The organism is Azonexus sp. MM2026_4, assembly GCF_055901855.1.
Genome location: NZ_CM148380.1, coordinates 4,562,379 through 4,588,248, shown reverse-complemented (window position 1 = coordinate 4,588,248; position 25,870 = coordinate 4,562,379). Strand labels below are relative to the sequence as shown.

Genomic DNA, 25,870 nt, shown 5'->3' with positions numbered 1-25,870 from the left:
TGGTCTTGTTCAGAATGGATTGCTGCACAGCGCTACCTTGGCGCGCCGGTATTCCTCACGCATGGTGGCGATCACCTCGGCGGCGGGGCGCACCTGGTCGATCGTGCCGACGCCCTGCCCGGCGCCCCAGATTTCCTTCCAGGCCTTCGGCCCGGCCGCGGCGGCGGCGCCGAAATTCATTGCCGTCTTGTCCTTGTCGGGCAGGTTGTCCGGGTCGAGACCGGCGGCAACGATGCTCTTCTTCAGGTAGTTGCCATGCACACCGGTAAAGTACGGCGTATAGACGACGTCCTTGGCCGCCGAATCGACGATCGCCTGCTTGTAGGCGTTGACCGCGTTGGCTTCCGAAGTGGCGATGAAGCGCGTGCCGATGTAGGCGAAATCGGCGCCCATCGCCTGTGCGGCGAGAACCGCCGAGCCGTTGGTGATCGAACCGGAGAGCGCGATCGGGCCGTCGTAGAACTTGCGGATCTCGCCGACCAGCGCGAACGGGCTCAGCGTGCCGGCGTGGCCGCCGGCTCCGGCGCAGACCAGGATCAGGCCGTCGACGCCGGCTTCCAGCGCTTTTTCGGCGTGGCGCACGCTGATCACGTCGTGGAAGACCTTGCCACCGTAGGCATGGACCGGCGGGACGATCTGCGTCGGCGCCGACAGGCTGGTGATGATCAACGGCACCTCGTGCTGCACGCACAACGCCATGTCGTGCTCGAGGCGGGTGTTCGACGGGTGGATGATCTGGTTGACCGCGAACGGCGCCGCCTGCGGGTCGGCGGCCAGTTCGCGCTTGATGCGCAGCAGCCAGTCGTCAAGCACTTCCTGCGGGCGGGCGTTGAGCGCAGGAAAGGAACCGATGACGCCGCTTCTGCACTGGGCGATCACCAGGTCCGGGTTGGAGACGATGAACATCGGCGCGCAGATGACTGGCAGCGTCAGGTTCTTGTTCAGGGAATCGGGAATGGGCAACTCAGGCTCCTTCTTTCAGGGCGCGACGCAGGATCTTGCCGACGTTGGTACGCGGCAGGTCGTCGCGGAATTCGACATGCTTGGGAATCTTGTAGCCGGTGAGCAGCGTGCGGCAGTGCTCGATCAGCGCGTGTTCGGTGAGATTGGGGTCCTTGCGCACGACGAAGATCTTCACCGCCTCGCCGGAATGCTCGTCGGCAACGCCAATGGCCGCCACGTCGATGACGCCGGGGTGCATGGCGACGGCTTCCTCGACTTCGTTCGGATAGACGTTGAAGCCGGAGACCAGGATCATGTCCTTCTTGCGATCGACCAGGAAAACGAAACCCTTGGGATCGACATAACCCATGTCGCCGGTGCGCAGGAAACGGTCCGGGTAGAAGACGTGCTCGGTTTCGTCCGGGCGCTGCCAGTAGCCCTTCATCACCTGCGGGCCGCGGATGCAGATTTCGCCGACCTGCTTGACCGGGACTTCCTTGCCGCTGTCGTCGCGGATCGACACCTCGGTCGACGAGATCGGCAGGCCGATGGCGCCGTTGAATTCGTGCATGTCGAGCGGGTTGATCGTCGCCGCCGGGCTCGTCTCGGTCAGACCGTAAGCCTGCAGCAGCGGCACGCCGACCACCTTCAGCCAGCGCTCGGCGACCGGCGCCTGGACCGCCATGCCGCCGCCCAGCGTGACGTTCATCGTCGAGAAATCGAGCTTGGCGAAGTCCGGGTGGTTGAGCAGCGCGTTGAACAGCGTGTTGACGCCGGTGACAACGGTGACCGGGTACTTGCCCCATTCCTTGACGAAGTTGGGAATGTCGCGCGGGTTGGCAATCAGCAGGTTGCGCGCGCCGATCATCAGGAAGGTCAGGCAGTTCGCGGTCAGCGCGAAGATATGATAGAGCGGCAAGGCGGTGATGATGAATTCCTTGCCCTCATGCACCACCGGCCGGATCCAGTTGTAGGCCTGGGTCACGTTGGAGGCGATGTTGGCGTGGGTGAGCATCGCTCCCTTGGAAATCCCGGTGGTGCCGCCGGTGTATTGCAGGAAGGCGATGTCGTCGTGGTCGAGCGGCACCGGCTTGTAGCCGTGCCGCCGCCCGGCCGCCAGCGCCGCCTTGAAGCCGATGCTGCCCGGCAGCTTCCAGGCCGGCACCATCTTCTTCACGTGGCGGATGACGAAATTGACCAGGATGCCCTTGGCGCCGAGCATCTCGCCGAGCGGCGTGACGACGATGTGGCGGATGGCGCTACCGGCGATGGCCCGCTGCAGCGTGTGCGCGAAGTTCTCGACGATGACGATGGCCACCGCCCCCGAATCCTTCAACTGGTGTTCGAGTTCGTGCGCCGTGTACAGCGGGTTGCAATTGACCACGACGCAACCGGCGCGCAGCGTGCCGAACAGCGCCACCGGGTATTGCAGCAGGTTGGGCATCATCAGCGCGACGCGCTCGCCCTTCTGCAGCCCCAGCGACTGCAGCCAGCCGGCGAAATCGCGCGTCGCCGCGTCCAGTTCGCCGTAGGTCATTTCCTTGCCCATGCTGATGTAGGCCACCTTGTCCGCGTACTTGCGGCAGGCGTCCTCGAACAGCGCAACGAGCGACGGGATGTGGTCGATGTCGATGTCGGCCGGCACGCCCGCGGGATAGCTCTGCAACCAGATTCTTTCCATGATGCTCTCCTCCTCTTCTGGTGTCCGCTCAGGCGCCGAGCAGCGCCTTCTTCAAGCCGGCGTCGGCCGGCTTGTCGCCCAGCCAGACGCGCAGCAAGGCCTTGGCGAAGGCCGCGCCGCCAACCTTGCCGGCAGCTTCGCCGTTGCGCGTCAGGGCAATGCCATCGGCCGTGAAGTCGATGTCGATCACCTCGCCCTCGCGCACCTTGCCGAAGGCCCGCATCAGCGCGCCGAGCTGTTCGGCTTGCGCCTTGATCTCGGCAAACTGGGCTAGCGTGTGGTTGTTGCGCAGGCCTTCGTCGAGCGCCGCGTAGAAGCTGTCGGCATCGACGTCGCGCATCATGCGCAGGCGCATGCGGCGCGGCTGCGTGCTGTCGATCAGCGCCTGCGCGTCGCTCGCCTTCTGGCCGACGTACAAGGCGCCGACATAGACCTTGAAGAACATCTTGCTGCGCAGGCCGGCGCCGTTGAGCACCAGCTCGCTGTCGCCGACCTTCACCTGGTCGGCGATCCGCACCTCAGCAACTTCCGCCGCCTGCAGCGCGCCCGCCATGGCCAGCGCGGCGATCAGCAGCGCCTGGCGCATCCTTGTCATTGCCTTCATCTTTGTCTCCTCCGGTTTTTATCCGATAGTAGTTTTTGTCGGCGATATAGACGGTGCGCTCGACGACGGTATGGACCGTGCCGTGCGCATCCTTCAATTCGACCGTGTAAGTCCGCTCAAGCTCCGGGTTTTCCGCGAGGCAGGCGCGAATGAATGCCACTTCCGTCTCGTCGATGACGAAATCGGCGTACAGCGTGCTGTAGCCCGGCTTGCGGTAGCGGATGCTGGCCGCCTTGTCCCAGACGATGACGGAGTCGCCAAGCGCCGCCATCAGCATCATCGGGTGCGCGCCGTCGGTGATCGCAAAGAGCGAACCGCCGTAGAGCGAGCCGACGATGTTCCTCGTCTTCCAGTTGAGCGGTAGGCGGACGCGGATGTGGCGCAGGTCGCGCGCCACATGCACGACCCGCCCGCCGCTGCCGCGGAACGCCGGGTGCAGGTTGAAACCGAGGCGCACCATGCGTGCCCGCCAAGCTGGCGAAAGTCTGGCAAGCCAGGCCGGTTTCATCACACCCGCTCGAAGATGCCCGCTGCGCCCATGCCGGTGCCGATGCACATGGTCACCATGCCGTACCTGCCGCCGGTACGCTGCAGGCCGTGCACCACGGTTGCCGTGCGGATGGCGCCGGTGGCGCCGAGCGGGTGACCGAGCGCGATGGCGCCGCCAAGCGGGTTGACCTTGGCCGGATCGATGCCGAGTTCCTGCATCACCGCCAGCGACTGCGCGGCGAAGGCTTCGTTGAGCTCGATCCAGTCGAGGTCGGCGAGGCCGATGCCGACCTGCGCCAGCACCTTGGGAATCGCCGCCACCGGGCCGATGCCCATGATCTCCGGCGCCACGCCGCCGACCGCGTAACCGGCGAAGCGGGCGAGCGGCGTCAGGTTGTGCTCTTTCAGCACCTGTTCCGAGACCAGCATCACCGCGCCGGCGCCGTCCGACATCTGCGACGAGTTGCCGGCGGTCACCGAACCGCGCGCATGGAAGACCGGTTTCAGCTTGCCCAGGCGCTCGACGCTCGAATCCGGGCGCGGACCTTCGTCGTTCTCGGCGACGCGCAGGCGCTCGCGGATTTCGCCGCTGCCGAGGTCGGGCAGGTATTCGTGGATCGCGTAGGGGGTGATTTCCGCCTTGAAGTGACCGGCGGCAATCGCCGCGCAGGCCTTCCTGTGCGATTCGACGGCGAAGGCATCCTGCGCCTCGCGGCCGATCTTCCACTGGTTGGCGACCTTCTCGGCGGTCAGCCCCATGCCGTAGGCGATGCCGACGTTCTCGTCGGTGAAGACGGCCGGGTTCATCGCCATCTTGTTACCCATGATCTGCGGCATGATGCTCATCGATTCGGTGCCGGCAGCGATCATCACGTCGGCCAGGCCGAGGCGGATCTGGTTGGCGGCATCGGCCACCGCCTGCACGCCGGACGAGCAGAAGCGGTTGATCGTGATGCCCGGCACGGTCACCGGCAGGCCGGCAAGCAGCGCGCCGATGCGGGCGACGTTCATGCCCTGCTCGGCTTCCGGCATGGCACAGCCGACGATGACGTCGCCGATGCGCGCCGGATCGATGCCCGGCACCTGGGCGACGACCGCCTTGATGGCGGCGGCCAGCATGTCGTCCGGCCGCACGTTCCTGAACATGCCGTTCTTCTTGGCCACCGGCAGACGGGTAGCGGCGACGATGTAGGCGTCCTGAATTTGTTTGCTCATTTGTCTTTGTCTCCTTGCCGTCTCAGTTACGGAGCGGCTTGCCGGTTTCCAGCATGTGCTTGATCCGGGCCTGGGTCATGGGGTCTTTCAGCAACTCGACGAACAGGCGGCGTTCGACGGTGATCAGCCATTCCTCGTCGACCCGGCTGCCGCCCTCGATCTCGCCACCGCACAGGGCGACGGCGGCCGAACGGGCAACCTTGTAGTCGTGCGCCGAAATCATGCCGCCCTCCTTCATGTTGACCAGCATCATCTCGAAGGTGGCGATGCCGGTGCGTCCGGCAACCGGGATGTCACGCGCCATCGGCGGCGGCGTGTAACCGGCGTCGGCCAGCGCGCGGGCTTCGCGGATCGCCACCCAGAGCAGTTCGTGGGCGTTGAAAAGGATGGTGTCGGTGGGCCGGGCGAAACCGAAATCGATGACTTCCTGGGCACTCTTGGCGACCTTGGCCATGGCGATGGTGGTAAACACCGGCTGCAGGAAATTGAACAGCTCGGTCGGCGTCGCCGATTGCGCCGCCCACCGCGCGGCGCGCACGGCAAACTCCTTGCAGCCGCCGCCGGCCGGAATCAGCCCGACGCCGGCCTCGACCAGGCCGACATAGCTTTCCAGCGCCATGACCCGCTTCGCCGCGTGCATCACGAACTCGCAGCCGCCGCCCAGGGCCATGCCCTGCACCGCCGCTACCACCGGCACCTGCGCGTACTTCAGCGTCTGCGAGGCGCGCTGGAATTTCTCGACGGTCTTTTCCAGCACGTCGAACTGGCCGGCGGCGATCGCTTCGCTGACTTGCGCCAGATTGGCGCCGACGGCGAACGGCGCCTCGTGCCAGACGACGACGCCGTCGAGCGTCGTTTCCGCCTGGCGGACGGCGGCGATGACGCCATCGAGCACTTCGTCGCCGATCGTGTGCATCTTCGACTTGAACGACAGGATGCCGATCCCGGCATCCACCGCCGACAGGCGCCAGAGGCGGACGCCGTCGTTCTCGAACAGCGTTTCGCCGGATTTTTCCGGACGCGACGCGCCTTCGCCGAGCACGCTTTCCGGGAACAACTGGCGTTGATAAACCGGTAAGCGGGAACGATCCACATAGCGCTTGCCGCGCGCCGACCAAGAACCGAAAGGCGTATGCACGCCGGCACGCCCGCTTTCGGTCACCCAGGCCGGCAGTGGCACGGCGGCCATCGTCTTGCCGGCGGCGATGTCGGCGGCAACGGTTTCGGCGATCTCCGCCCAGCCGGCGGCCTGCCAGGTCTCGAACGGTCCCTGCGCCCAGCCGAAGCCCCAGCGCATGGCGAGATCGAGGTCGCGCGCGTTGTCGGCGACGTTTTCCAGTTGCACCGCGCAGTAATGGAAGACGTCACGGAAGATGGCCCACAGGAATTGCGCCTGCGGATGGGCGCTGGCGCGCAGCGCGGCAAACTGCTCGGCCGGGTTGCGGATTTTCAGGATGGCGGCGACTTCGTCGGCAATCTCGCCGGCCGAGGTCCGGTAGTCACGCGCGGCCAGGTCGAGCACCTGGATTTCCTTGCCCTGCTTGCGGAAAATGCCGCAGCGCGTCTTCTGGCCGAGGGCGCCCTGGGCGATCAAGGCCTGCAACCACTCCGGGGTCGCGAAATGGGCGTGCCACGGATCATCCGGCAGCGTATCGCGCATGGTCTTGACGACATGCGCCAGGGTGTCGAGGCCGACGACGTCGGCGGTGCGGTAGGTGGCGCTCTTCGGGCGGCCGATCTTCGGACCGGTCAGCGCGTCGACTTCATCGAAGCCGAGGCCGAAGGCCTGCGTGTGATGCATGACCGCCAGGATGGAAAAGACGCCGATGCGGTTGGCGACGAAGTTCGGCGTATCGAGCGCGCGGATGACGCCCTTGCCCAGGCGCGAAGTCAACCAGGTTTCCAGCGCGTCAAGCGTGGCGGCGTCGGTGCCCGGCGTGGCGATCACTTCGACCAGATGCATGTAGCGTGGCGGGTTGAAGAAATGGATGCCGCAGAAGCGCGGCCGCACATTTTCCGGCAGCCCCTGCGCCAGCGCCGCCATCGACAGCCCGGAGGTATTGGAAGCGACGATGGCGGTGGCCGACAGATGCGGCGCGATCTTCGCGTAGAGGTCGTTCTTCCAGTCCATGCGCTCGGCAATCGCCTCAATCACCAGATCGCAGCCGGCGAGCAGCGGCAGGTGCTCGTCGTAGTTGGCGGCTTCGATCAGTTGCAGCTTGTCGCGGCTGGCCAGCGGCGCCGGATCGAGTTTCTTCAGGCCGTCGAGCGCCTTGTTGACGATGCCGTTCTTCGGGCCTTCCTTGGCGGCCAGATCGAACAGCACAACCGGCACGCCGGCGTTGGCGAGGTGCGCGGCAATCTGCGCCCCCATCACCCCGGCGCCGAGCACGGCAGCCTTCTTGACGATCAGCTTGTTCAAAGCTTGTCTCCTTTCGTGATCTTATCGTTGTCGTAAAAATAAAACGAACGTTTGAATTATAGACATCGACGCCTGCCGGTCAATGCCTTTGCGCAAGAAAATTCCAAAAAAAATCCCCGGGACAAACCCGGGGATTTCGTGGCGCATCGGCATGCGCGAATCAGAAGTTGTAGTTCAACTGCGTCGAAATGATGTGGACGTCGTTATCCCATTTGCCATTGATGGTCTGAACCTCCGTCACCCCAGCCATCACGGCGCGATTGGTCTTGGCACTGGCGAACATCAGGTAGGTGTAACCGAGGTCCAACGACATCTTCGGCGAAATCCGGTATTTGGCGCCGATCGACAACCAGGTGCGGTCGGAATCCGGCAGCGTCATCGTCCGGTCTTGCGCCGACTTGACCGGCGACTTGTCGTAAGCGACACCGACACGCAGCTTCCAGGCATCGTTCAACTGGTAATTGGCACCGACGCCGACGCGCCAGCTATCCTTGAAGTTGTAGCTGAGCGCATTGAGATTGGCACCGCTCGCTTTGTTCTTCAACTGGATGATGTCCACCACACTCCAGTCGGTCCAGGTGAAATCGGCCAGCAGTTCCAGCCGTTCATTGGCCATGTGCGAGACCGCCAGCGAAGCACTGGCCGGCGTCTTGAGCTTGGCCTCGATATCCTGGTTGGCGGTTGCCGCATTCAAGGGCGCGACGCTGACCCGCTGCCGGCCTTCCAGGTTGAATTCCAGTTCGGAGCGATAGGTCAGACCGATACGGGTGGCTGGCGTCACCTGGAACATCGCGCCGAGGTTGTAGCCGACGGCCCAGTCGTCACCCTTGATATCGAGGTGGTTGGTGCTGCCCGCCAGCAAGATATTGCCGAAGGCCAGCCCCTGCTTGAAGTGGGTTTCGTTATGCGCAAAATTCAGGCCGCCACCGATCGAAAACCGTTCGTTGACCTTCCAGGCGACCGACGGATTGATGTTGATCTGCTTGATTTCGGCGAAATAACCGGCATTGCGGCCGACAAAGTCGAAGTCATATTCGGTGACGTTGCCGAAAGTCGGCGAAACGCCCAGGCCGAGGGAGAGACGATCGTTGAGCGAATACGCCCAGTAGAACGCCGGCACCAGCGAGGTACCCCCGGCATTACCGCCATCCGTGGTACCCAGCGGGAATGCGGCCGATGCCGGCGGCGGCAGGTTTACCGTCGAACCGGTGTCCTTGTAATCGATCGTCCGCACCAACGCCGTTGCCGCTGCGGAAATATTGTGTCCCTTCGGCAGGTAGGTCATACCGGCCGGGTTCCACATCACGGTGCCGGCATCTTCGGCAGTTGCGGCGGCACCGGCGAAGGCGTTGCCATTACCGGAACCGGTCTGGTTCTGCAACTGGAAACCCGAGGCGGCGGCGGTTCCGGAAAAGGCCAGGGCTATGAGCGCCGGAATCAGGCGCGGGGCGAGGCGTGTAGGCATTGGTTTGTCTCCTGTCGTTTTGTTTGTGATGGGCGTTGGCCCGATTGGTACTGCGATTAAATCCCCATACAACGTTTGAAACCCCGTTTTAAATCAACAAATTCAAACGTTCGTTGGGAATAAACAACACTATTTCAAGATTGCATCGTCTCCCGGTAATGCAACGGCCCACCGGTGAACGGCGCAAAACCGGTGCCGAAGATCACGCCGGCGTCGGCCAGCTCGCCATCGGCAACGACGCCGTCGGCGACCAGCGCTTGCGTGCGCTCGATCAGCGGCTGCACCAGTTTTTCCGCCAGCCCGGCCGGCACGGAACCGGTGCTGCCTTTCTGCGCCCTGCCCTGCGTCCAGGCGTAGAAGCCCTGGCCGCTCTTCTTGCCCAATTGGCCTTGCTCCACCCGCTGCAACAGGCAGCGCGGCGCTTCGGCGCCGTCGGCGAGTTGCTTGCCGGCGGCCATGGCGATGTCGAGGCCGACGGTGTCGGCCAGTTCGATCGGCCCCATCGGCATGCCGAAGGCGAGCATGGCTTCATCCACCGTTTCCGGCGCGATGCCTTCGTCGACGGCGCGCATGGCGGCCAGCATGTAGGGCGCCAGCACGGCGTTGACCAGGAAACCTGGCGCGCTCTTCACCGGCAGCGGCAGCTTGTCGATCTGTTTGACGAAGGCGCAGGCGGCACGCACGGCAGCCGGATCGGCGCGGTCGGCTTCGACCACCTCGACCAGCGGCATCATCGCCACCGGGTTGAAGAAGTGGATGCCGACCAGGCGTTCAGGCCGTGCCAGCACCGTGCGCAGGTCTTCGAGCTTGAGACTGGAGGTGTTGCTGGCCAGGATGGCGCCCGGCTTCATCCGGGGTTCCAGCGAGCGGAACAGCGCGTGCTTGGCCTCGACATTCTCGAAGATGGCTTCGATGACGACGTCGGCGTGAGCAACGCCGGCACCGGCCGGATCGGGAATCAGGCGGTCGAAGGCGGCGCGTGCCTTGAGCGGTTCGCGCAGCTTCTTCCTGAACAGCGCGTCTGCACGTTTGATCGCCGGCGCGATGCGCCCCAGATTCTGGTCCTGTAGCGTCACCGTCAGCCCACGCAGCGCGCACCAGGCGGCGATGTCGCCGCCCATGACGCCGGCGCCGATGACGTGCACGCGCTTCGCCGTGAAGTCACTGTCCTTGCCGAAGCCCTTCAGCCTTTCCTGCAGGCGGAAGACGCGCAGCAGGTTCTTCGCGGTTGGCGATTGGATGATGCGGTCGACGACGGCCGGCGCTGCCAGCGCATTGCCTTCGTGCTTCTGCCACAGGTCGATGATCGCGTAAGGCGCCGGGTAATGCTCGGGCCGCGCCTTCTTCGCCACCTGCTTGCGCGCGCCGTTGGCGACGACGCCTTTCAGCGGCCCGGCCAGCAGCTTCTGCACGAAGGGCAGCGGCCGACGCGGCTGCTTCGACAACAGCAGTTGCCGCGCTGCCATTTCCATCACCCGCGGCGGCACGCAATCGTCGGCCAGGCCCATCTTCTTCGCCCGCTTGGCGTCGATGCCCTTGCCGGTCAGCATCATGTCCAGCGCCGCCGCCGGGCCGACCCGCTGCGGCAGGCGCAGCATGCCGCCCCAGCCGGGGAAGATGCCGAGCATGACTTCCGGCAGCGCCATTTTCGTTCCCGGTTCATCGACCGCCAGGATGTAACGGCAAGCCAGCGCCAGTTCCAGCCCGCCGCCCAGACAGTGGCCGCGCACCAACGCCAGTGTCGGGTAGGGCACGGCGGCGAGACGGTTGAACAGGTCCCAGCCGCGGGCGACCAGCGCCCTGCCCTTTTCCGGCGTGTCGAGTTGCGAGAATTCGCCGATGTCGGCACCGGCGATGAAACCGGCCGCCTTGACCGAACGGACGATCAGCCCCTTGGGCGGATAGAGGTCGAGCTGGTCGAGAATCTGCGCGAATTCGGCCATGACCTCGGCCGACAGCGCATTGGTGCTTTCGCCGGCGCGATCGAGCACGGCGATGACGATGCCGCTCGCTTCCTTGTTGAGTTGCCAGTGTTTCATGGTCAGCAGGCCTCCACGAGCATGGCGCCACCGAGGCCGCCACCGATGCAGATGGTGGCCACGCCGCGTTTGGCCTGGTTACGTCGCAGCACATGCAACAGGTGCAGGACGATGCGCGCACCGGAAGCGCCAACCGGGTGGCCGATGGCCACCGCACCGCCATCGACGTTGAGCCGGTCGTCGGCAATCTTGCCGAAGGCGCCGGGTAGGTCGAGTTGTTCGCGGCAATAGGCCTCGTCCTGCCAGGCGGCCTGGCAGCCGAGCACCTGCGCGGCGAAGGCTTCGTTCAGTTCCCAGTAGTCGATGTCGGCCAGTTGCAGGCCGTGGCGTTGCAGGATCGGCGTCGAGGCATGCACCGGGCCGAGGCCCATTTGCTCCGGCTCCAGCCCGGACCACTGGCTGTCGACAATCCTGCCGATCGGCGTCAGCCCCCATTTCTGCACCGCCGCTTCGGAAGCCAGCAGCACCCAGGCGGCGCCGTCGGTGATCTGCGAGCTGTTGGCGGCGGTGATGTTGCCGTATTTCTTGTCGAAGAAGGGCTTGGGCTTGGCCATGCCGGCGAGGTCGGCGTCGGGCCGCACGCCGTCGTCCTCGGCATAGACCTTGCCGTCGCCATCGACGAGCGGGACAATTTCTTCCAAATGCCCGGCCTGGCGCGCGGCGATGGCGCGCTGGTGGCTGCGCACGGCGAACTCATCCATCTGCTGGCGGCTGATGCCGAACTTCCAGGCGAGATTCTCGGCCGTCTGCCCCATGAGCAGGCCGACCACCGGGTCGGTGAGCCCTTTCATCAGGCCGATCACCGGCGTCAGCAAGGCAGCCGGACGCAGCTTGAGGAAATGGCCGAGCTTCTGGCCCAGCGTGCGCATGGACATCATGCCGGCGAACCAGCGCACCATCGCGTCCGAATACAGCAGCGGCGCGCGCGACAGGGCATCGACACCGCCGGCCAGCACCAGTTGCGAACGACCGAGCTGGATGTTGGCGATGGCCGAGTCGATGGCCTGCATGCCGGAGGCGCAATTCCTCATCACCGTCCAGCCCGGCACCTTCTTGCCGCAACCCAGGCGCAGCGCGACCATGCGGCCGATGTTGGTCTCGTCCGGCGAAGGTGCCGCGCAGCCGAGGATGACCTCGTCGAGATCGGACGGCGCAAAGGGCTGGCGCAGCAGCAAGGCGCGCCCGGCCTGCGTCGCCAGGTCGGAAGCAGCAAAGGGGCCCGGCCCTTTCTGCGTTTTCAAAAACGGCGTGCGGGCGCCGTCGACCACGTAGATCGTCTTGTTCATGCCGCCATCCGGTTGTCGGCCGGCTTGTTGGCCGTCGCCACGCCGTAATCGAAGGGGAAGTCGTCGACGCGGACGACGATGTCGCGCAGGTGATTGCGCCGTTTCATCACTTCGTATTCGGCGGCGTTGATGACACCAATCTCGAAGGCGACGACGGCGATGTCGCGCACATTGGCCCGCGGATTGCCGTCGAAGCGACCGTCCTTCTCGGCGGCGCGGATCTTGGCCTCGATAGGCTCGGCTTCCAGCGTCGCCTTGAGCGCCAGCTCGATGGCGCCGACGGGTTCGTTCTCCTGCAGCGGCAGGTAGCATTCGGCGGTCAGCCGGTCGCGCGTCGCCGACGGCGCGATCAGCGCCTTCGCCACCTGGTGCCCGACCTCGTCGGACGGCACGACATAGGGATGGCCCCAGGGGAAGATGATTCGATTGACGACGGCGGCGATGAAGCGCACCGGGAAGTTGGCGATGACGCCGTCGAAGGCCTGCTGCGCCTTGTACATCGCGTCCCAAATTGCCCAGTGGGCGAGCGGCGCGTCTTCCTTCCTGCGGCCTTCGGCCTCGTAACGCTTGAGCGTGCAGGAAATCAGGTACATCTGCGCCAGGATGTCGCCGAGGCGCGCCGACAGCTTTTCGCGGCGCTTGACGCTGCCGCCGAGGACCAGCAGCGAGACGTCGGAAAGGAAGGCAAAAGCCGCCGAGAAGCGCGTCAATTGCTGGTAGTAGCGCTGCATTTCCGGCGCCACGTCGGTGTTGACCGTGACGAAGTGCGAACCGGTCAGGCCCTGGCGGAAAGCGCGCCAGCCGTTCTTCATGGTGAAGCCGATGTGGCCGAACAGCGCCCGGTCGAAATCGACCAACCCCTGGCGGGCATCGGGATTCTGCGCGGCGCGCATTTCCGGCAGCAGATAGGGATGGCAGCGAATGGCGCCCTGGCCGAAGATGATCAACGAGCGGGTCAGGATGTTGGCGCCTTCGACGGTGATCGCCACCGGAATCTGCTGGTAGGCACGGCCGAGGAAATTCGACGGACCAAGGCAGATGCCCTTGCCGCCGATGACGTCCATGCCGTCATTGACCACCTGGCGGGCGCGCTCGGTGACGTGGTACTTGGCGATCGCGGAAACCACCGACGGTTTCTCGCCGAGGTCGACGGCACCGGCTGTCATCTTGCGTACCGCGTCCATCAGGTAGGTATAGGCGCCGATCCTGGTCAGCGCTTCCTCGACGCCTTCAAACCTGCCGACGGCCATCTTGAACTGCGAACGGACGCGGGCGTAGCCGCCGACGGCGCGCGCCGTCATCTGCGCCATGCCGGTGTTCGACGAAGGCAGCGAAATCGAGCGCCCTGCCGCCAGGCACTCCATCAGCATGCGCCACCCGTGGCCCGCCATCGCCGGTCCGCCGATGATGAAGTCGAGCGGCATGAAGACGTCCTTGCCGCGCGTCGGCCCGTTCATGAACATGGCGTTGAGCGGGAAGTGGCGGCGGCCGGTATCGACGCCCGGATGATCGTAAGGCACCAGGGCACAAGTAATGCCGATATCCTTCTTGTCGCCAAGCAGGCCGTCCGGATCGTAAAGATGGAAGGCCAGGCCGAACACCGTGCACACCGGCGCCAGCGTGATGTAGCGCTTGTCCCAGGAGACGCGCATGCCGAGCACTTCCTTGCCCTGGTAGATGCCCTTGCAGACGACACCGCTGTCGGGAATCGACGCCGCATCCGACCCCGCCCACGGGCTGGTCAGCGCGAAGGCTGGCACCTCGATGCCCTTGGCCAGGCGCGGCAGGTAGTGGTTCTTCTGTTCCTCGGTACCGTAGTGCAGCAGCAGTTCGGCCGGTCCGAGCGAGTTCGGCACCATCACCGACACCGACAGCGCGGAGGAGCGGGTTGACAGCTTGGTCACCACCTGCGAATGCGCGTAGGCCGAGAATTCCAGGCCGCCGTATTTCTTCGGGATGATCATGCCGAGGAAACCCTTGTCCTTGATGTAGCGCCAGGCTTCATTGGGCAGGTCGTAGAGTTCGTGCGTCACTTTCCAGTCGTCGACCAGGCGGCAGGCTTCCTCGCACTCCTTGTCGAGGAAGGATTGCTCCTCGGCGGTGAGCTTGGGCACCGGGTAGGCGTGCAGCTTCCGCCAGTCGGGCTTGCCCTGGAACAGCTCGCCCTCCCACCAGACGGTGCCGGCTTCGAGCGCTTCGCGTTCGGTATCGGACATCTGCGGCAGGACCTTGCGGTAGGCGGAAAAAACCGGCCGGGTGAGCACGGCGCGGCGCAACGGGCGCACCGTAAACAGCCCGGCCAGAAGCACCAGGGCTAGCACCCCGAGCAGAGGGATGGGGTTTTCGAACATGCGTGTCTCCTTATTTTGTTTTAGGTATGGCCGCCAGCTTACTGGCCCGGCGGATCGAAATGCGGCAGCGGCGCGCGCAGGCCGCCGATGAGGAAGGACATCAGGCGCGGCACCAGGCGATCGAGGCGGTCGACCGAGTCTTCTTCCTCGATCTGCCAGTCGGTGACCAGACGCAGCGCGTCGGTCCCGGCGATGGCGTAGGAAGTGGCGCCGAGCATGAAATGGAAACGCCAGACGATCTCGGCCTTCGGCACTTCCGGCAGGGCACGGAACAGCGCCTCCTTGAAGCGGTCCATCACCGCCTTGTATTCGTGGGCGAGAAAGGCACGGATGAACTCGGAGGGCTCGGTCAGCGTCCGCCCGAGCAGGCGCAGGAAGGTCATGCCGCCGCGCGCTTCGTCGTCAGCCATGCGCAGCAGGGTGCCGAAAAAGGCATCGACGATCAGCGACGGCTTGACCGGCTGCTCGCCGGCTTCGGCTTCGAGACGGTCGAGGACGCACATGCGCTCCTCGTTCAGCCAGTCGAGGCGGCGCCGAAAGACCTCACGGATCAGCGCTTCCTTGGAGCCGAAGTGGTAATTGACCGCCGCCAGGTTTACGCCGGCTTCGCCGGTGATCTGCCGCATCGAGGTACCGTCGTAGCCATGGGCCATGAACAGGCGCTCGGCGGCATCGAGGATGCGTTCCCGGGTATCGACATTGCGAACTTCAGCCATTCTTGCTTCCTATGATTCATACGTTCGTTTGAATCATAGGAAAAGCCGCCCGCCTTGGCAAGCGTTTTCTCGTCCAGGGCTCAGCCGGGCAGGCCGTTACGCTGGCGGATGAAAGCTTCCACCTCGGGTGCCGGCAACGGCCGACTGAACAGATAGCCCTGCACCAGGTCGCAGCCGCGCGCCCGCAGGTAGTCGAGCTGGGCCTCGGTCTCGACGCCTTCGGCGACCAGCGTCAGGCCCAGGGCGTGGGCGAGGCCGATCGTTGCGTCGCAGATGACCTGGCCGTCGATATCCTCGCCGATGCCCTCGACGAAGGAACGGTCGAGCTTGAGCTTGTCGAGCGCGAACATGCGCAGGTAGCTGAGCGAGGAATAGCCGGTGCCGAAGTCGTCGAGCGCCAGCGTCACCCCCATGTTGCGCAGGACATCGAGGACACGGACGGTTTCGTCAGGCTGCTCCATCGCCACCGATTCGGTGATCTCGAACACGAGATCACCGGGCGCCAGCGAGTAGGCATCGATGACGCCGCGCGCGATGACCGGCAAGCTGCTGTTGCGCATCTGGATCGCCGAGATGTTGATCGCCATCCTGACGTCGGTGATGCCCGCCGCGCGGAATGCCGCCAGTTGCCGGCAGGCGGTCCATACCACCCAGTCGCCGATCGGCTGGATCAGGCCGGTTTCCTCGGCGACGCCGATGAAGAGACCAGGCGCGACCAGGCCGCGTTCCGGATGCCGCCAGCGGATCAACGCCTCGACGCTGGATACCTTGCCGCTCTGCAGGTCGATCACCGGCTGGTAGTAGAGAACGAATTCCTCGCGCTCCAGCGCCTGGTGCAGCGCGTGTTCGATGTTCAGGCGTTCGATCGCCGCTTCGTTCATTCGCGCGTCGAAGAACTGGAAGTTGTTCCGCCCGGCCGCCTTGGCGTGGTACATCGCGGCGTCGGCGTTCTTCATCAGCGCCTCGCCACTCCCGCCGTCCATCGGATAGACGGCAATGCCGATACTCGGCGTTGTGTACAGCGTGTGCGGGCCGATCGCATAGGGTTCGCCGACCACCTTGACCAGCTTCTCGGCGACCGTCGCCACCGAACTCATCTGCTCGACGCCGCTGGCCATGACGACGAATTCGTCACCGCCCAGACGGGCGACCAGGTCGCTGTCGCGCACCGCGCCGCGCAGGCGCTGACTGACCAGGATCAGCAGTTCGTCGCCAATGTGGTGACCCAGGGTGTCGTTGATCACCTTGAAACGATCGAGGTCGATGAACAGCAGCGCGACCCGCGAGCTCTCCCGGCGCGCCACGGCCAGCGCATGTTCGAGCCGCTCCTTCAGGCTGAAACGGTTGGCCAGCCCGGTCAGCATGTCGTGGTGCGCCATGTGATGGATGCGCGCCTCGGCGGCACGCTCGGCGGAGACATCGGTGAAATGGGCGATGTAGTAGCGGATTTCGCCGGCATCGTCACGCATCACCGAGATCGACAGCCATTTCGGATAGACGCCGCCATCCTTGCGCCGGTCCCAGACCTCGCCCTGCCAGTAGCCCTTCTGCTTGATCGACGCCCACATCCGCTCGTACTCCTCGGGCGAGGTCCGGCCGGCCGAGAGCATGTTGGGATTTTTGCCGACCACGTCGGCCAGCGCGTAGCCGGTCAAGGTCGTAAACGCCGGGTTGACGGTGACAATCCGATTATCCTGATCGCTGATCAGGATCGCTTCGCCGCTATGGTGGAAAGCCGTCCCCAGCAACTGCATCTGCGATTCCATGCGGCGCAGGTCGGTGATGTCCTGGGCGGTGCCGATGGTCCGCAACGGATTGCCCAGGGCATCGAAGTGGGTTTCCCAGCGCGAACGGATCTGCTTGATCTGACCACTGCCACTGAGCAGGCGATGTTCGACCTCGTGCGGCTGGCGATCCCTGAACGAGGCACGATAAGCGTGATCGACGCGTTCGCGGTCGTCGGCCGGGACCATCTGCAGGAAACGCTGATAGTCGCCCGGCCCCGCCTGCGGGTCGATGCCGAAAATCCGGTAGAGCTCTTCCGACCAGGTCAGGCGGCCGCTCGGGATATCGAGTTCCCAGCTACCGATCTGCGCCAGCCGCTGCGCCTCGCGCAATTGTTGACGCCCCTGCCGCAACTCGGCGATCACTCGCTGGTTATTGCGCTGCCGGCTCCACAGCATCCAGGCGACGACGGCCAACCCGGCGACCACCAGCAGCCAGGCAACAAAATAATCGAGATGCATGGAAAGCAGGCCGCTGACGAACAATGCCATCGCCAACAGCGCATAGCCCCTTCCCGGCTTGATGTTCTGGCGCCCGCTCATGACATGCGGTCCCTTTGTCTGATTCTTTGCGCCATTTTGCGCACTTGACGCCCAAACATCAATCAGGAAAGCGGCAGCGGCCGGGGTTGCGGCTGCTCGAACACCAGAAAACGGCAGTCGACCAACTCGCCCGACTTGCGCTCGACATAGCGCTCGCCACGTTCGGAGATCAAGCGCCAGTCGGCCAGCGGAATCTCGTCGGGGAAACGTACGTCGCCAGCAAAATCCCGCGCTATACGGGTCAGATGAAAATGGCGGCAATAAGGCCACGCCGCCGCATAGACAGAAGCGCCACCGATCACGAACACCGGCTTGCCGGTCGCCAGCGCCCGGCGCAACCCCTCCTCGACCGAGCCTACCCGGTAACAGCCGGGCCGCGGCGCGAAAGCGGGATCGCGGCTGAGGACGAAGGTATCGGTTGGCACCTCGGCCATCGATTCGTAGGTGGCGCGACCGACGACCAGCGCCGCCCCGGCAACGGTCCGTTCGAAATAGGCAAGTTCCTCGGGAATATCCCAGGGCAGCCAGTTGTCCAGGCCGAGCATGCCGTTGGCAGCAACGGCGCCGATGGCGGCGATCACCCCCGCGCCTTCAGCCATTGCTCGCGACTCAGCGTCAGGGTGATGGCCGGCATCGCCCGCCCGTTGTAGACATGCGGCTTGTGCATCGAGACCAGCGCCGACGTCACCACGGGAATCGAGAAGATCGCATCCATGACCTCCAGGATGCTCGATTCCAGGCACTCGCAATGGCTGTTTTCCTCGAGGCGCAAGATCGCCAGGTAGATGACTTCATAGTCGACAACCTCGCGGATGTCGTGGGGATCGGCGATGGCGTTGACCGGCGCCCAGGCGTCGGCATGCACGACGACGGCCTGCGGGCCGTGTTTTTCCAGCGGATTGCACCCGGTGCGCAACTGTATCGTCGCATCGACCGAGGCACACCAGTGATTGGCGAGCACGATGAGAGTCCTTGCAAAGTCGGGGGGAAACGAAAAATACCAGAGCGCCGGCAAATGCGCACAAAAAAGGCGCCCGCAGGCGCCATCGGGGGGCGACGGAAAGCTCAGGCGGTGACATTAACCAGTGTACCGGTCGCCTGCCCTTCGCTGTTGATGAAGGCAGCGCTTGCCGCAGGCGCTTCGGGCGGCGCCAGGACGGCGGCAATCTGCGTGCTTAAATCCGCCAGACTGGCGCTGACACCGCCGAAGGCTTCCATCGAGGACAGATTGCGCCGCGCGCTGGCGGCATCGTTACTGGCCTGCGAAGAACTGCCTTGCAAGCGGCTGGCATTTTTCTGGGCCCGATCGGCTTCGGTCTGGGCCGTCCTCGCCTGCGCCTGCAAGGCGCGCGCCTTTTGCTCCGCCTGTTCGGCACCGCGTTGCGCCTGCTGCATCTGCAACTGGCTCATCACGCTTGATGCACTGCCCTGTGCACCGGAGATCATCTTTTTCTCCCCGCCGCAAGCCTGCCGGCTGCGGCAACCTTTGATATCAGGCCGTGGTGTTGATCAGCCTGCCGGTCTCCTGACCCTGGGCATTGACCACCGGACGGGCCGCTTCTTCAACCTGCTGAACCTGTTGCTCCGGCCGCAACTGCTGCTGACGCTGTTCGACCTGCTGCTGCTCCGGCGCCGGCTGCGGACGCGCCGACTGGGCGGCGGTACTGGCATATGCGCCGGAAGCGCCTACGGATGCCATTTCCATGATCTTCTCCTGAAAATTACTGCCACGAACTCACTTTACACCATTTACAGCCGTTCGCCAGCGAAAATTCCCGTTTAAAAACAGACATTACCTTTGTCATTGCCGGGTTCCTGCCGCAACGGCAGGAAGACCGTAAACACGCTTCCCCGTCCGGGCTCACTGTCGACCTCGATGCGTCCCCCGTGACGGTCGACGATGCCGTAAGTCACCGACAGACCGAGACCGGTTCCTTTTCCCACCGGCTTGGTAGTAAAAAAGGGATCGAAGATACGATCGCAGATCTCCGCTGGAATGCCGGAACCGGTATCGGCCACCGCGATGCTGATGCAATCGCCGAGGTAGCGGGTGCGGATGGTGATCCGACCATGATCGACGATGGACTGCGCCGCATTGACCAGCAGGTTGAGGAAAACCTGGTTCAATTGCGATGGCAGACATTCGATTTCCGGCAGTTCGCCGAAATCGCGCACCACATCGGCCTTGTACTTGAGTTCGTTCCAGACCACGTTGAGCGTGCTCTCGAGACCGGCATGAATATCCGCAAGCTGCCATTCGGCGTCACCGTTGCGCGAAAAATCGCGCAGATCCTGGACGATCTTGCGCACCCGCTGGGTACCATCGATCGACTCGGCGATCAGATCGGCGATGTCGCGGCGCAGGTAGTCGATATCGACGCGCTGCCGAATTGCGGCAAGACGCTCACGCGATGCCGGCGACAACTCGTCGCCGACCGCCTGATAGGCATCGAGCACCGCCAGCAGGTCCTCGACATAGGCCTTGAGGGCGCCAAGGTTGGAGCTGACAAAACCGATCGGGTTATTGACTTCGTGCGCGACGCCGGCCGCCAACTGGCCGATCGACGCCAGCTTCTCCGATTGCAGCAACTGGTTGTGCGCTTCCTCGAGTTTCCTGATCAGCAGGCGCTGCTCCTCGCGCTCGCGGGTCAAATCCCGGTTGATCCGTTCGTTCTCGCGCAGGGCGCTTTCCAGCTCGGCGGTACGCCGCCGCACCTGGCTTTCGAGCGCCACAGAATCGCGGAATACCCCGTAATGACTGCGGCGCACTCCGGACTCCCGCTCGACACGGTGCAGCAAGGCCTTGACCACCTTGTTCAGACGGTCGACCTCGGCCTGCAACGCGGCTTCACCGAGCGCCGGATGACGTTCACTCATCGCCCGCCTCCCGCTCGCCGATGGCAATCCCGGTCAAGGTCTGGTTGATGTGCACACCATCGCATTGTTCGCCATAAGTACTGAGACCAACCGCCGAATGCGCACGCAGCAGCGCCGCCACTTCGTCCTGCTGACCGGCACGGGCAATCTCCAGCCCGCGCAGCACGCAATCGCAGAGCAGCATCCCGGTCACCGAGCCGATCTCCGCCTGCACCGCCTGCAGCGCGTCGGCCAACTTGCCGACCAGATTCTCGCCACGGGCGACGCGCAGCACGACCCCTTCATCGAGCGCACAGTAGAAGGTTAGGCTGCCGTCGCGATTGGCGCTGCGGATCGAGCGCACGTAGTCCTGACCGTCGATCTTGACCACCACCGGCCGGGCGGCGAACCTGACCGGCGTCAGTTGCGACGGCTTCACGCCGATCAGCCGCGCATATTCGTCGGCCGCCGGCAGACCGTTGATCTCCCTGACCATCCGGCGCTCGCTGTCGACCTCGGTAACGACCAGGCTTTCGCCATCGGCCACGAAATGCTGGGTACGCAGCGGGAGGAAAGGCAAGTGCGTCGCCAGCACGGCAAAGACCGCCGCATCGTCATGAAAGCGGCCATTGTGGAATACCCGCGTACGCTCGAAGCGCAAGTCGTCGCCGGCCGAGGCGCCGATCACATGGATGCCGCCCAGGCCGTCCTGCAACGCCATCGCCACCTGCTCCTCGCGCATCGACAAGCCATCGATCAGCGACAAACCGAAATAACCGCTGCCCGGCGGCGTTTCCAGGCGCTCGCGCAGACGCAGCATCACTTCGAGCGCCCGTTCGCGCCCGATATCGTCGTCGAACTCCTGCAGCCTGTCGAAGGCGCCGCATTCGACGGTGAAATCCTCGGCGGCGAAGGCCACCCCAGAAACCCCGCTCTCACCGTAACCCTGCGGACCGATGATGCCAGCAGCGGTGCAGCCGATCACCGGAATCCCGGCAAAACTGCGGTTGATTTCGGCAGCCAGCAGGTCGAGGTCATAGCTCGCCGAACAGAAGAAAATGACCAGCGCCGGCGGTTCTCCGGCCAGTTGCGCCTGCAGTTCATGGACGGCGACCGCGGCCTCCATCGCCAGCGACTGTCCAATGCGTAGGGGTCGTTGCTTTGTCATTGCCTTTCCTCGCGAAGCATAGAATTTAACGTCAATATTCTTCTAAAACAACAAAAACGTCAAATATATCTTTGCTGACATCATTTTCACTCGCCGTTTCCTGGGCAAAAAACGCACACCTGAAAAAAATGAACCGCCACAATAAAACCGAACGTCATACAGCGATAATCCCGCGTTCCACAAACGACGAGTCATACCTGGTCTGGATCAACACGGCTTATTCTCCGGCCGCGGCATCCGACATGTATTCCTTATCCACGGGGCCCGTGAAAAGGAGGCGCAATGCCTGCCCGGTCCATTCATAGAAATACTTTCCCTCGCGCTCGTCATCGAGCGCCCCGGTGATGATGAACAAACGGCTATCGAGGCGATAGTCGATGCGCTCTTCACCGTTCCCCATCACGCCCGCAACGTATTTCATCCCCGGCAAGGTGTAGGTCCTGCCGCTGATCAGATCGATGATGGCGAAGCCATGGCAATCCGTTCCACAACCCCAGCGGGCGACACGAAAATGGCCGGCGAAATCTGCTTCCTGCTTTGCCGCATCGGTGATCACCGTGCGGTAGCGCCGCGCCAGGCGGGAAGCCAGGATGAGCCTCTTGGCATGGAGCACTGGCCCCGACTCGTGCGCCACCGGAAAATCGCCGAAGCCCTGTGGAACCGCGGCGGAGCGCTGCGCCTTGGGGCGTTCGGCCGCGCTTGTGAGAGCCGGGGCGCAGACCAGCGCGCCGGCGAGAAACAACAGGCCGGCCCGACGCAGGATGCAATCCAGCCAACGTCTGAGCACTGCTATGGCCGAGAGGCTGAACACAAACCTTGCCGCCTAAGCTTTTTTTCTGTGACACCACTTGCCGCAGACACCCCGAGATGCACTGGCGAGCCGACCTCTTTGCAAGTCATGGCATCGAAGAAAAATATGTCGTCACTTGCAACTTCAAGCGCACGTAGTGCCAACAACTTTTCCCCGGCATAGACGCGACGCACCGCCTCGATTGCAATTTTGCACTCGTTCGCTGCTTGCTGGTTCTTAACAACCACCAGCCCTTTCAGTTCATCAACGCTAACAACCCAGGCCGAGTCCGGTGAGGCATATACATACGGAGACGCTTCGGATGTCCTCGGCAGTTCATGAAACTTGCACGGAGTGCCCGCTGCTTCGCACAAGGCTGGCGCAGATAAAAGGATGGCGCCGGCAACAAGGCCGAGATGCCCAAATGCGAGGCACTTTGAGATACGCATAGACAACTTCCTTCAACAATGCGGAGGGGAAAACAAGATCCACCTGGGTCTGTGCCTTGCTTGCTCGCTTCCGTCCGCCAACTTTACCGTTCCGGGCCTGGATGGTCCTCCTGAAGCCACGATGACGACGTGCCCCATTGAGGCGGCGTGCTCATGCCCCCCTTGTCCTTCTACTTCATTTCACTCTTGGTCAGCCCGCCAATAACCAAGTGTCCCTCGTTGGCAACAAATAGCGTTTATCCGCCGAAGCGGTAGAGGTAGGCAGGGAATCATGTCGGCGGATAAACCTCGTTGGACTGAACCGCCGGGAAGGCGATTGCCATGGGGATGGTAGTCGAGCGGAACCCCAAGTCAATCGGCTGTCATGGCGCGGGGAACCGGCGACATCGACGCCTCGACGAAGTACTCGGGTACAGACGAAGGTCATCGACTGGCCAGATTGGCTGGGGGTTCAGTTGTGAAGTGCAATGAGATGGTGAGAAGGCGACAGGGAAGCGGGAAGCGAGATTACGGTGCAGAGACATCGTGTCTTTGATACCAGGCCTCAAACCCCCGCCCGTCGGCTGTTGCGCAGCTGGCTCGAATGAAATTATCTCCGTCCCCGACAAGGTAACAAGCGATTTCGATGGCGCGTGCTTTTGATTCATATCTGACCATCAAGTGCTGGACCTGGTCTGGGCCGCAACTTTCCATCCACGCTTCGCCTTTCAGCGTGTGGCCCCGGACGGTTCGAGTCAAAAGGTACGAGTTCTTGCCGGGGTTCACTTGGAGAGTGCCGGCGTAGGTGTTACCGGTGGCTGCGTCCTTACCGATAATGTCGTAGCTACCAGAGAGTCCGGCCGGTACCTCGTTATCGAAGGACAAACGATTGCAGTAATACCGCGTGCCTGCTGGTTCCGCAAAGGCGGCAGGTGCCAGTATCACCAGAACAAGGGCGAGATAGTTCATTGCGCCTTTACCGATATTCATAATTCGCCGAAGCTGAATTTTCATTTTCGAGATAACAAAATCGCTCTGATTCATTGGAACTGCCGAGAACTGGAAGCACGGAACCTTGGCTACTTGCACTTCAGCTTGTCCCAGACCTTGCCGGCCCCCGTGTTCGTACAGCGGGTATAAGCTTTCGGAAGTTTGAATTCAAGCTTGGCGCCTCGGCTTTTATAGACGCACACATACCAGTAGTCGTATTCCGAAGGGCCCACGGTCCAGAATGCCGGCCCGGTATCATCTTCGTCGTTATCCGGCTTCAATTGCGCCAGCTCGGAAGGCGGGCCGCTAAAGAGAGCAATGCCCAAGGCCCGCTCCAACTGACCTTTCTGGTTAGCCAGTTTTGGGCATGAGTACGTGTCTGACTTGGCGGTTGCGTGTGCGGCACTGGCAAGCGTCAACAGTGCTACGAAAATCAAGTTACCTGGCTGCATGATATTGAACTAACAAAGCGAGTGAGGAAGCGGCGGGAATGGTCTTCTGGAAGAGCAATGCTCAATGTCGAACCAATGAACGGTGATACCCCATGGGCCGGCAGGTTGCATCAAGTTTAATGCGCACGGGCCGCTTTGGCGGCGTGGTCGGAGTTATCAGGATACTGTTGCCATCAATGACCCACTTCGAGTTTGACACATCAACCGACGCCCGTTTCTTGCACGTTCGCGGGTCGTAAAAGTTCAGCTCGCCACTCGAGCCACTGTATTCGTGGGTGACAAGCATACGCCCCTCCGCACCGGTATACACGTGCTGGCGTACCCAGACTCCGCCATCGTTGATTGCGCACTCGGTCTGGGTCTGCAATTGCTTCACGAGCAGCGGCGGCTCGGGGAAGACGTTGACTGCGCCGCTCATCTCTTCGTTGTGAAAGTGCAGTTCAAGTTGCGCGGTCTTGCCGACATAGGTATCGGTGGGTTCCACCGCCGCCGGCTCAATGACGACAGGCAGAAGATTGCATGCACAAGCAAAGGGTGGAACCAGAATGAGAAACCATAGCAGCGGCGCAAGCAAGCAGAACCTCTTCATGTCCTTCGCCTGGAGACTCCGAACAAAAGCGCGGCGCAGAAAAACTGTACTCATTGCAATCCTCTTTACATTGGGGGTGCACCGGAAACCACCTGGCGGCGCTTGAGGTAGGCCGTCAACCGTAGAGCCCAACGGGTTAAGCGGCAATCTGTTTTGCATAATACTACTGACTGAAAGCGGCAGGCGAGAGATAGCCCAGTCGCGCCTGCTTGCAAATGCGGTTGTGGAAGATCTCGATGTACTCGGTGATTTCGCGCTTGGCCTGGTCTCTTGTGGCAAAGCGACGGTGATGCACCAGCTCGTTTTTCAGCCCCCAGAAACTCTCCACCGGCGCGTTGTCCCAGCAATCTCCCTTGCGGCTCATGGAGGCCTGCATGCCAAACTGTTGCAGTTGCTTCCGATAAGCATGGGAGCAGTACTAGGGCGTGTTCACAGTAAGCAGCGGGCGGCGCAAGGGGTTGGCGGGGAGGCAGTGCAAGGCGCCGGTCGCGCCGTGCAGTGATCTGCACAAGCGAGCGGCAACGCGGCAATGCGCCCCGCCAACCCCTTGCCCTTCGGGTTTGGCGTGGCGGGCGGTCGCCAGCGTTGCTCGGCTCGGGAATGGAACAACCATTCCCAGCGCCTCGCGCCTTGGCGCCCATCCCGCCACGCCAAACGCCGTCCCGCAGATTACTGTGAACACGCCCTAGCAGCCGCGATCCGAATCCAGAAGATTGGGCGCCAGCGGTAGCGCATGGCTCGAATTCGTCGTCGCCTTGTATTTGCGCTTCTGCTTGCAGTAATCCGAGTCGCGTGCGAATCCGCTTGATGCGATAGACGCTCGCCTGGATGCCATGATCGGCTAGGTCGGATTGCAGGCGCTTCGGCCCGTAGGTCTCGCGCGTCCGCTGATGTGCCGCCTTGATTTCGGTTTCCAGCCGGAGATTTTCTTGCTTGCGCACTGAGGGCGGGCGCTGGCGCCACTCGACGATCGGTTCCTTGTTCCTGGCAGATTGCGCAGGGTAGGCGCCAGAGCAGGCCGAGGGGTGTCGCAGGTATGCGGCACCGGCAAAAACTGCCA

At 63.3% G+C, this 25,870-nt stretch carries 23 protein-coding genes and 2 pseudogenes; all 25 read right to left on the bottom strand.

Annotation, left to right across the window (positions count from 1 at the left end):
• Nucleotides 1-9: 9 nt before the first annotated feature.
• A complete protein-coding gene (locus AC0KWY_RS21635; protein ID WP_474027562.1) occupies nt 10-963 on the bottom strand; it encodes an NAD(P)H-dependent flavin oxidoreductase in 954 nt (317 codons plus the stop codon).
• A gap of 1 nt (nt 964) precedes the next feature.
• The gene (locus tag AC0KWY_RS21630; RefSeq protein ID WP_474027561.1) at nt 965-2,623 is read right to left on the bottom strand and encodes a long-chain-fatty-acid--CoA ligase; all 1,659 of its coding nucleotides are present in this window, start codon (nt 2,621-2,623) and stop codon (nt 965-967) included.
• A gap of 28 nt (nt 2,624-2,651) precedes the next feature.
• The gene (locus AC0KWY_RS21625) at nt 2,652-3,227 is read right to left on the bottom strand and encodes a chalcone isomerase family protein (RefSeq protein ID WP_474027560.1); all 576 of its coding nucleotides are present in this window, start codon (nt 3,225-3,227) and stop codon (nt 2,652-2,654) included.
• A complete protein-coding gene (locus tag AC0KWY_RS21620; RefSeq protein ID WP_474027559.1) occupies nt 3,142-3,735 on the bottom strand; it encodes a DUF4442 domain-containing protein in 594 nt (197 codons plus the stop codon). The genes AC0KWY_RS21625 and AC0KWY_RS21620 overlap by 86 nt, the downstream gene beginning before the upstream one ends.
• Complete coding sequence (locus tag AC0KWY_RS21615) at nt 3,735-4,931, bottom strand: acetyl-CoA C-acyltransferase (RefSeq protein WP_474027558.1); 1,197 nt, start codon at nt 4,929-4,931, stop codon at nt 3,735-3,737. Before AC0KWY_RS21615 ends, AC0KWY_RS21620 begins: the two co-directional genes overlap by 1 nt.
• A 22-nt stretch (nt 4,932-4,953) precedes the next feature.
• Nucleotides 4,954-7,353: a 3-hydroxyacyl-CoA dehydrogenase/enoyl-CoA hydratase family protein gene (locus AC0KWY_RS21610; RefSeq protein WP_474027557.1), complete on the bottom strand. Its 2,400-nt coding sequence runs from the start codon at nt 7,351-7,353 to the stop codon at nt 4,954-4,956.
• A gap of 160 nt (nt 7,354-7,513) precedes the next feature.
• A complete protein-coding gene (locus AC0KWY_RS21605; RefSeq protein WP_474027556.1) occupies nt 7,514-8,818 on the bottom strand; it encodes an OmpP1/FadL family transporter in 1,305 nt (434 codons plus the stop codon).
• Nucleotides 8,819-8,952: 134 nt separating this feature from the next.
• Complete coding sequence (locus AC0KWY_RS21600) at nt 8,953-10,857, bottom strand: 3-hydroxyacyl-CoA dehydrogenase NAD-binding domain-containing protein (protein ID WP_474027555.1); 1,905 nt, start codon at nt 10,855-10,857, stop codon at nt 8,953-8,955.
• Nucleotides 10,858-10,859: 2 nt separating this feature from the next.
• Nucleotides 10,860-12,143, bottom strand: coding sequence for an acetyl-CoA C-acetyltransferase (locus AC0KWY_RS21595; RefSeq protein ID WP_474027554.1), 1,284 nt, complete (start codon nt 12,141-12,143; stop codon nt 10,860-10,862).
• Nucleotides 12,140-14,494 carry an acyl-CoA dehydrogenase gene (locus tag AC0KWY_RS21590; protein WP_474027553.1) on the bottom strand — a complete coding sequence of 785 codons (2,355 nt, stop codon included), beginning with the start codon at nt 14,492-14,494 and terminating at the stop codon, nt 12,140-12,142. The genes AC0KWY_RS21595 and AC0KWY_RS21590 overlap by 4 nt, the downstream gene beginning before the upstream one ends.
• A gap of 38 nt (nt 14,495-14,532) precedes the next feature.
• Nucleotides 14,533-15,210 (bottom strand): TetR/AcrR family transcriptional regulator, encoded by a 678-nt coding sequence (locus AC0KWY_RS21585; protein ID WP_474027552.1) that lies wholly within the window; start codon nt 15,208-15,210, stop codon nt 14,533-14,535.
• A gap of 80 nt (nt 15,211-15,290) precedes the next feature.
• Nucleotides 15,291-17,537: a putative bifunctional diguanylate cyclase/phosphodiesterase gene (locus AC0KWY_RS21580; protein WP_474027551.1), complete on the bottom strand. Its 2,247-nt coding sequence runs from the start codon at nt 17,535-17,537 to the stop codon at nt 15,291-15,293.
• 62 nt (nt 17,538-17,599) lie between these two features.
• A complete protein-coding gene (locus AC0KWY_RS21575; protein ID WP_474027550.1) occupies nt 17,600-18,136 on the bottom strand; it encodes a dihydrofolate reductase in 537 nt (178 codons plus the stop codon).
• Nucleotides 18,115-18,498: a dihydroneopterin aldolase gene (locus tag AC0KWY_RS21570; protein WP_474027549.1), complete on the bottom strand. Its 384-nt coding sequence runs from the start codon at nt 18,496-18,498 to the stop codon at nt 18,115-18,117. The genes AC0KWY_RS21575 and AC0KWY_RS21570 overlap by 22 nt, the downstream gene beginning before the upstream one ends.
• A 104-nt stretch (nt 18,499-18,602) precedes the next feature.
• Nucleotides 18,603-18,983, bottom strand: coding sequence for a hypothetical protein (locus AC0KWY_RS21565; protein WP_474027548.1), 381 nt, complete (start codon nt 18,981-18,983; stop codon nt 18,603-18,605).
• A gap of 46 nt (nt 18,984-19,029) precedes the next feature.
• On the bottom strand, nt 19,030-19,242 hold the full coding sequence (locus AC0KWY_RS21560) for a hypothetical protein (RefSeq protein WP_474027547.1): 213 nt from the start codon (nt 19,240-19,242) through the stop codon (nt 19,030-19,032).
• A gap of 74 nt (nt 19,243-19,316) precedes the next feature.
• Nucleotides 19,317-20,414, bottom strand: a complete 1,098-nt coding sequence (locus AC0KWY_RS21555; protein ID WP_474027546.1) for an ATP-binding protein — start codon at nt 20,412-20,414, stop codon at nt 19,317-19,319.
• Nucleotides 20,407-21,561 carry an FIST N-terminal domain-containing protein gene (locus AC0KWY_RS21550; protein ID WP_474027545.1) on the bottom strand — a complete coding sequence of 385 codons (1,155 nt, stop codon included), beginning with the start codon at nt 21,559-21,561 and terminating at the stop codon, nt 20,407-20,409. Before AC0KWY_RS21550 ends, AC0KWY_RS21555 begins: the two co-directional genes overlap by 8 nt.
• Before the next feature lie 217 nt (nt 21,562-21,778).
• A complete protein-coding gene (locus AC0KWY_RS21545; protein WP_474027544.1) occupies nt 21,779-22,372 on the bottom strand; it encodes a hypothetical protein in 594 nt (197 codons plus the stop codon).
• Nucleotides 22,351-22,800 (bottom strand): hypothetical protein, encoded by a 450-nt coding sequence (locus AC0KWY_RS21540; RefSeq protein WP_474027543.1) that lies wholly within the window; start codon nt 22,798-22,800, stop codon nt 22,351-22,353. Before AC0KWY_RS21540 ends, AC0KWY_RS21545 begins: the two co-directional genes overlap by 22 nt.
• 507 nt (nt 22,801-23,307) lie before the next feature.
• The gene (locus tag AC0KWY_RS21535; RefSeq protein WP_474027542.1) at nt 23,308-23,823 is read right to left on the bottom strand and encodes a hypothetical protein; all 516 of its coding nucleotides are present in this window, start codon (nt 23,821-23,823) and stop codon (nt 23,308-23,310) included.
• A gap of 35 nt (nt 23,824-23,858) precedes the next feature.
• Complete coding sequence (locus AC0KWY_RS21530) at nt 23,859-24,221, bottom strand: STY0301 family protein (protein ID WP_474027541.1); 363 nt, start codon at nt 24,219-24,221, stop codon at nt 23,859-23,861.
• A 61-nt stretch (nt 24,222-24,282) separates the two neighbouring features.
• A complete protein-coding gene (locus AC0KWY_RS21525; RefSeq protein ID WP_474027540.1) occupies nt 24,283-24,810 on the bottom strand; it encodes a hypothetical protein in 528 nt (175 codons plus the stop codon).
• A 163-nt stretch (nt 24,811-24,973) separates the two neighbouring features.
• A pseudogene (locus tag AC0KWY_RS21520) lies at nt 24,974-25,228 on the bottom strand (IS3 family transposase); the annotation flags it as partial.
• A gap of 285 nt (nt 25,229-25,513) precedes the next feature.
• Nucleotides 25,514-25,772, bottom strand: a pseudogene (locus tag AC0KWY_RS21515) (transposase); the annotation flags it as partial.
• Nucleotides 25,773-25,870: the final 98 nt, after the last annotated feature.

Bases quoted from the DNA above. Each gene is read 5' to 3' on its own strand.
- AC0KWY_RS21630 (WP_474027561.1), bottom strand. From the start codon at position 2,623: ATGGAAAGAATCTGGTTGCAGAGCTATCCCGCGGGCGTGCCGGCCGAC.
- AC0KWY_RS21625 (WP_474027560.1), bottom strand. From the start codon at position 3,227: ATGAAGGCAATGACAAGGATGCGCCAGGCGCTGCTGATCGCCGCGCTG.
- AC0KWY_RS21620 (WP_474027559.1), bottom strand. From the start codon at position 3,735: ATGAAACCGGCCTGGCTTGCCAGACTTTCGCCAGCTTGGCGGGCACGC.
- AC0KWY_RS21615 (WP_474027558.1), bottom strand. From the start codon at position 4,931: ATGAGCAAACAAATTCAGGACGCCTACATCGTCGCCGCTACCCGTCTG.
- AC0KWY_RS21605 (WP_474027556.1), bottom strand. From the start codon at position 8,818: ATGCCTACACGCCTCGCCCCGCGCCTGATTCCGGCGCTCATAGCCCTG.
- AC0KWY_RS21600 (WP_474027555.1), bottom strand. From the start codon at position 10,857: ATGAAACACTGGCAACTCAACAAGGAAGCGAGCGGCATCGTCATCGCC.
- AC0KWY_RS21595 (WP_474027554.1), bottom strand. From the start codon at position 12,143: ATGAACAAGACGATCTACGTGGTCGACGGCGCCCGCACGCCGTTTTTG.
- AC0KWY_RS21590 (WP_474027553.1), bottom strand. From the start codon at position 14,494: ATGTTCGAAAACCCCATCCCTCTGCTCGGGGTGCTAGCCCTGGTGCTT.
- AC0KWY_RS21585 (WP_474027552.1), bottom strand. From the start codon at position 15,210: ATGGCTGAAGTTCGCAATGTCGATACCCGGGAACGCATCCTCGATGCC.
- AC0KWY_RS21580 (WP_474027551.1), bottom strand. From the start codon at position 17,537: ATGAGCGGGCGCCAGAACATCAAGCCGGGAAGGGGCTATGCGCTGTTG.
- AC0KWY_RS21575 (WP_474027550.1), bottom strand. From the start codon at position 18,136: ATGGCTGAAGGCGCGGGGGTGATCGCCGCCATCGGCGCCGTTGCTGCC.
- AC0KWY_RS21565 (WP_474027548.1), bottom strand. From the start codon at position 18,983: ATGATCTCCGGTGCACAGGGCAGTGCATCAAGCGTGATGAGCCAGTTG.
- AC0KWY_RS21560 (WP_474027547.1), bottom strand. From the start codon at position 19,242: ATGGAAATGGCATCCGTAGGCGCTTCCGGCGCATATGCCAGTACCGCC.
- AC0KWY_RS21555 (WP_474027546.1), bottom strand. From the start codon at position 20,414: ATGAGTGAACGTCATCCGGCGCTCGGTGAAGCCGCGTTGCAGGCCGAG.
- AC0KWY_RS21550 (WP_474027545.1), bottom strand. From the start codon at position 21,561: ATGACAAAGCAACGACCCCTACGCATTGGACAGTCGCTGGCGATGGAG.
- AC0KWY_RS21540 (WP_474027543.1), bottom strand. From the start codon at position 22,800: ATGCGTATCTCAAAGTGCCTCGCATTTGGGCATCTCGGCCTTGTTGCC.
- AC0KWY_RS21535 (WP_474027542.1), bottom strand. From the start codon at position 23,823: ATGAATCAGAGCGATTTTGTTATCTCGAAAATGAAAATTCAGCTTCGG.
- AC0KWY_RS21530 (WP_474027541.1), bottom strand. From the start codon at position 24,221: ATGCAGCCAGGTAACTTGATTTTCGTAGCACTGTTGACGCTTGCCAGT.
- AC0KWY_RS21525 (WP_474027540.1), bottom strand. From the start codon at position 24,810: ATGAAGAGGTTCTGCTTGCTTGCGCCGCTGCTATGGTTTCTCATTCTG.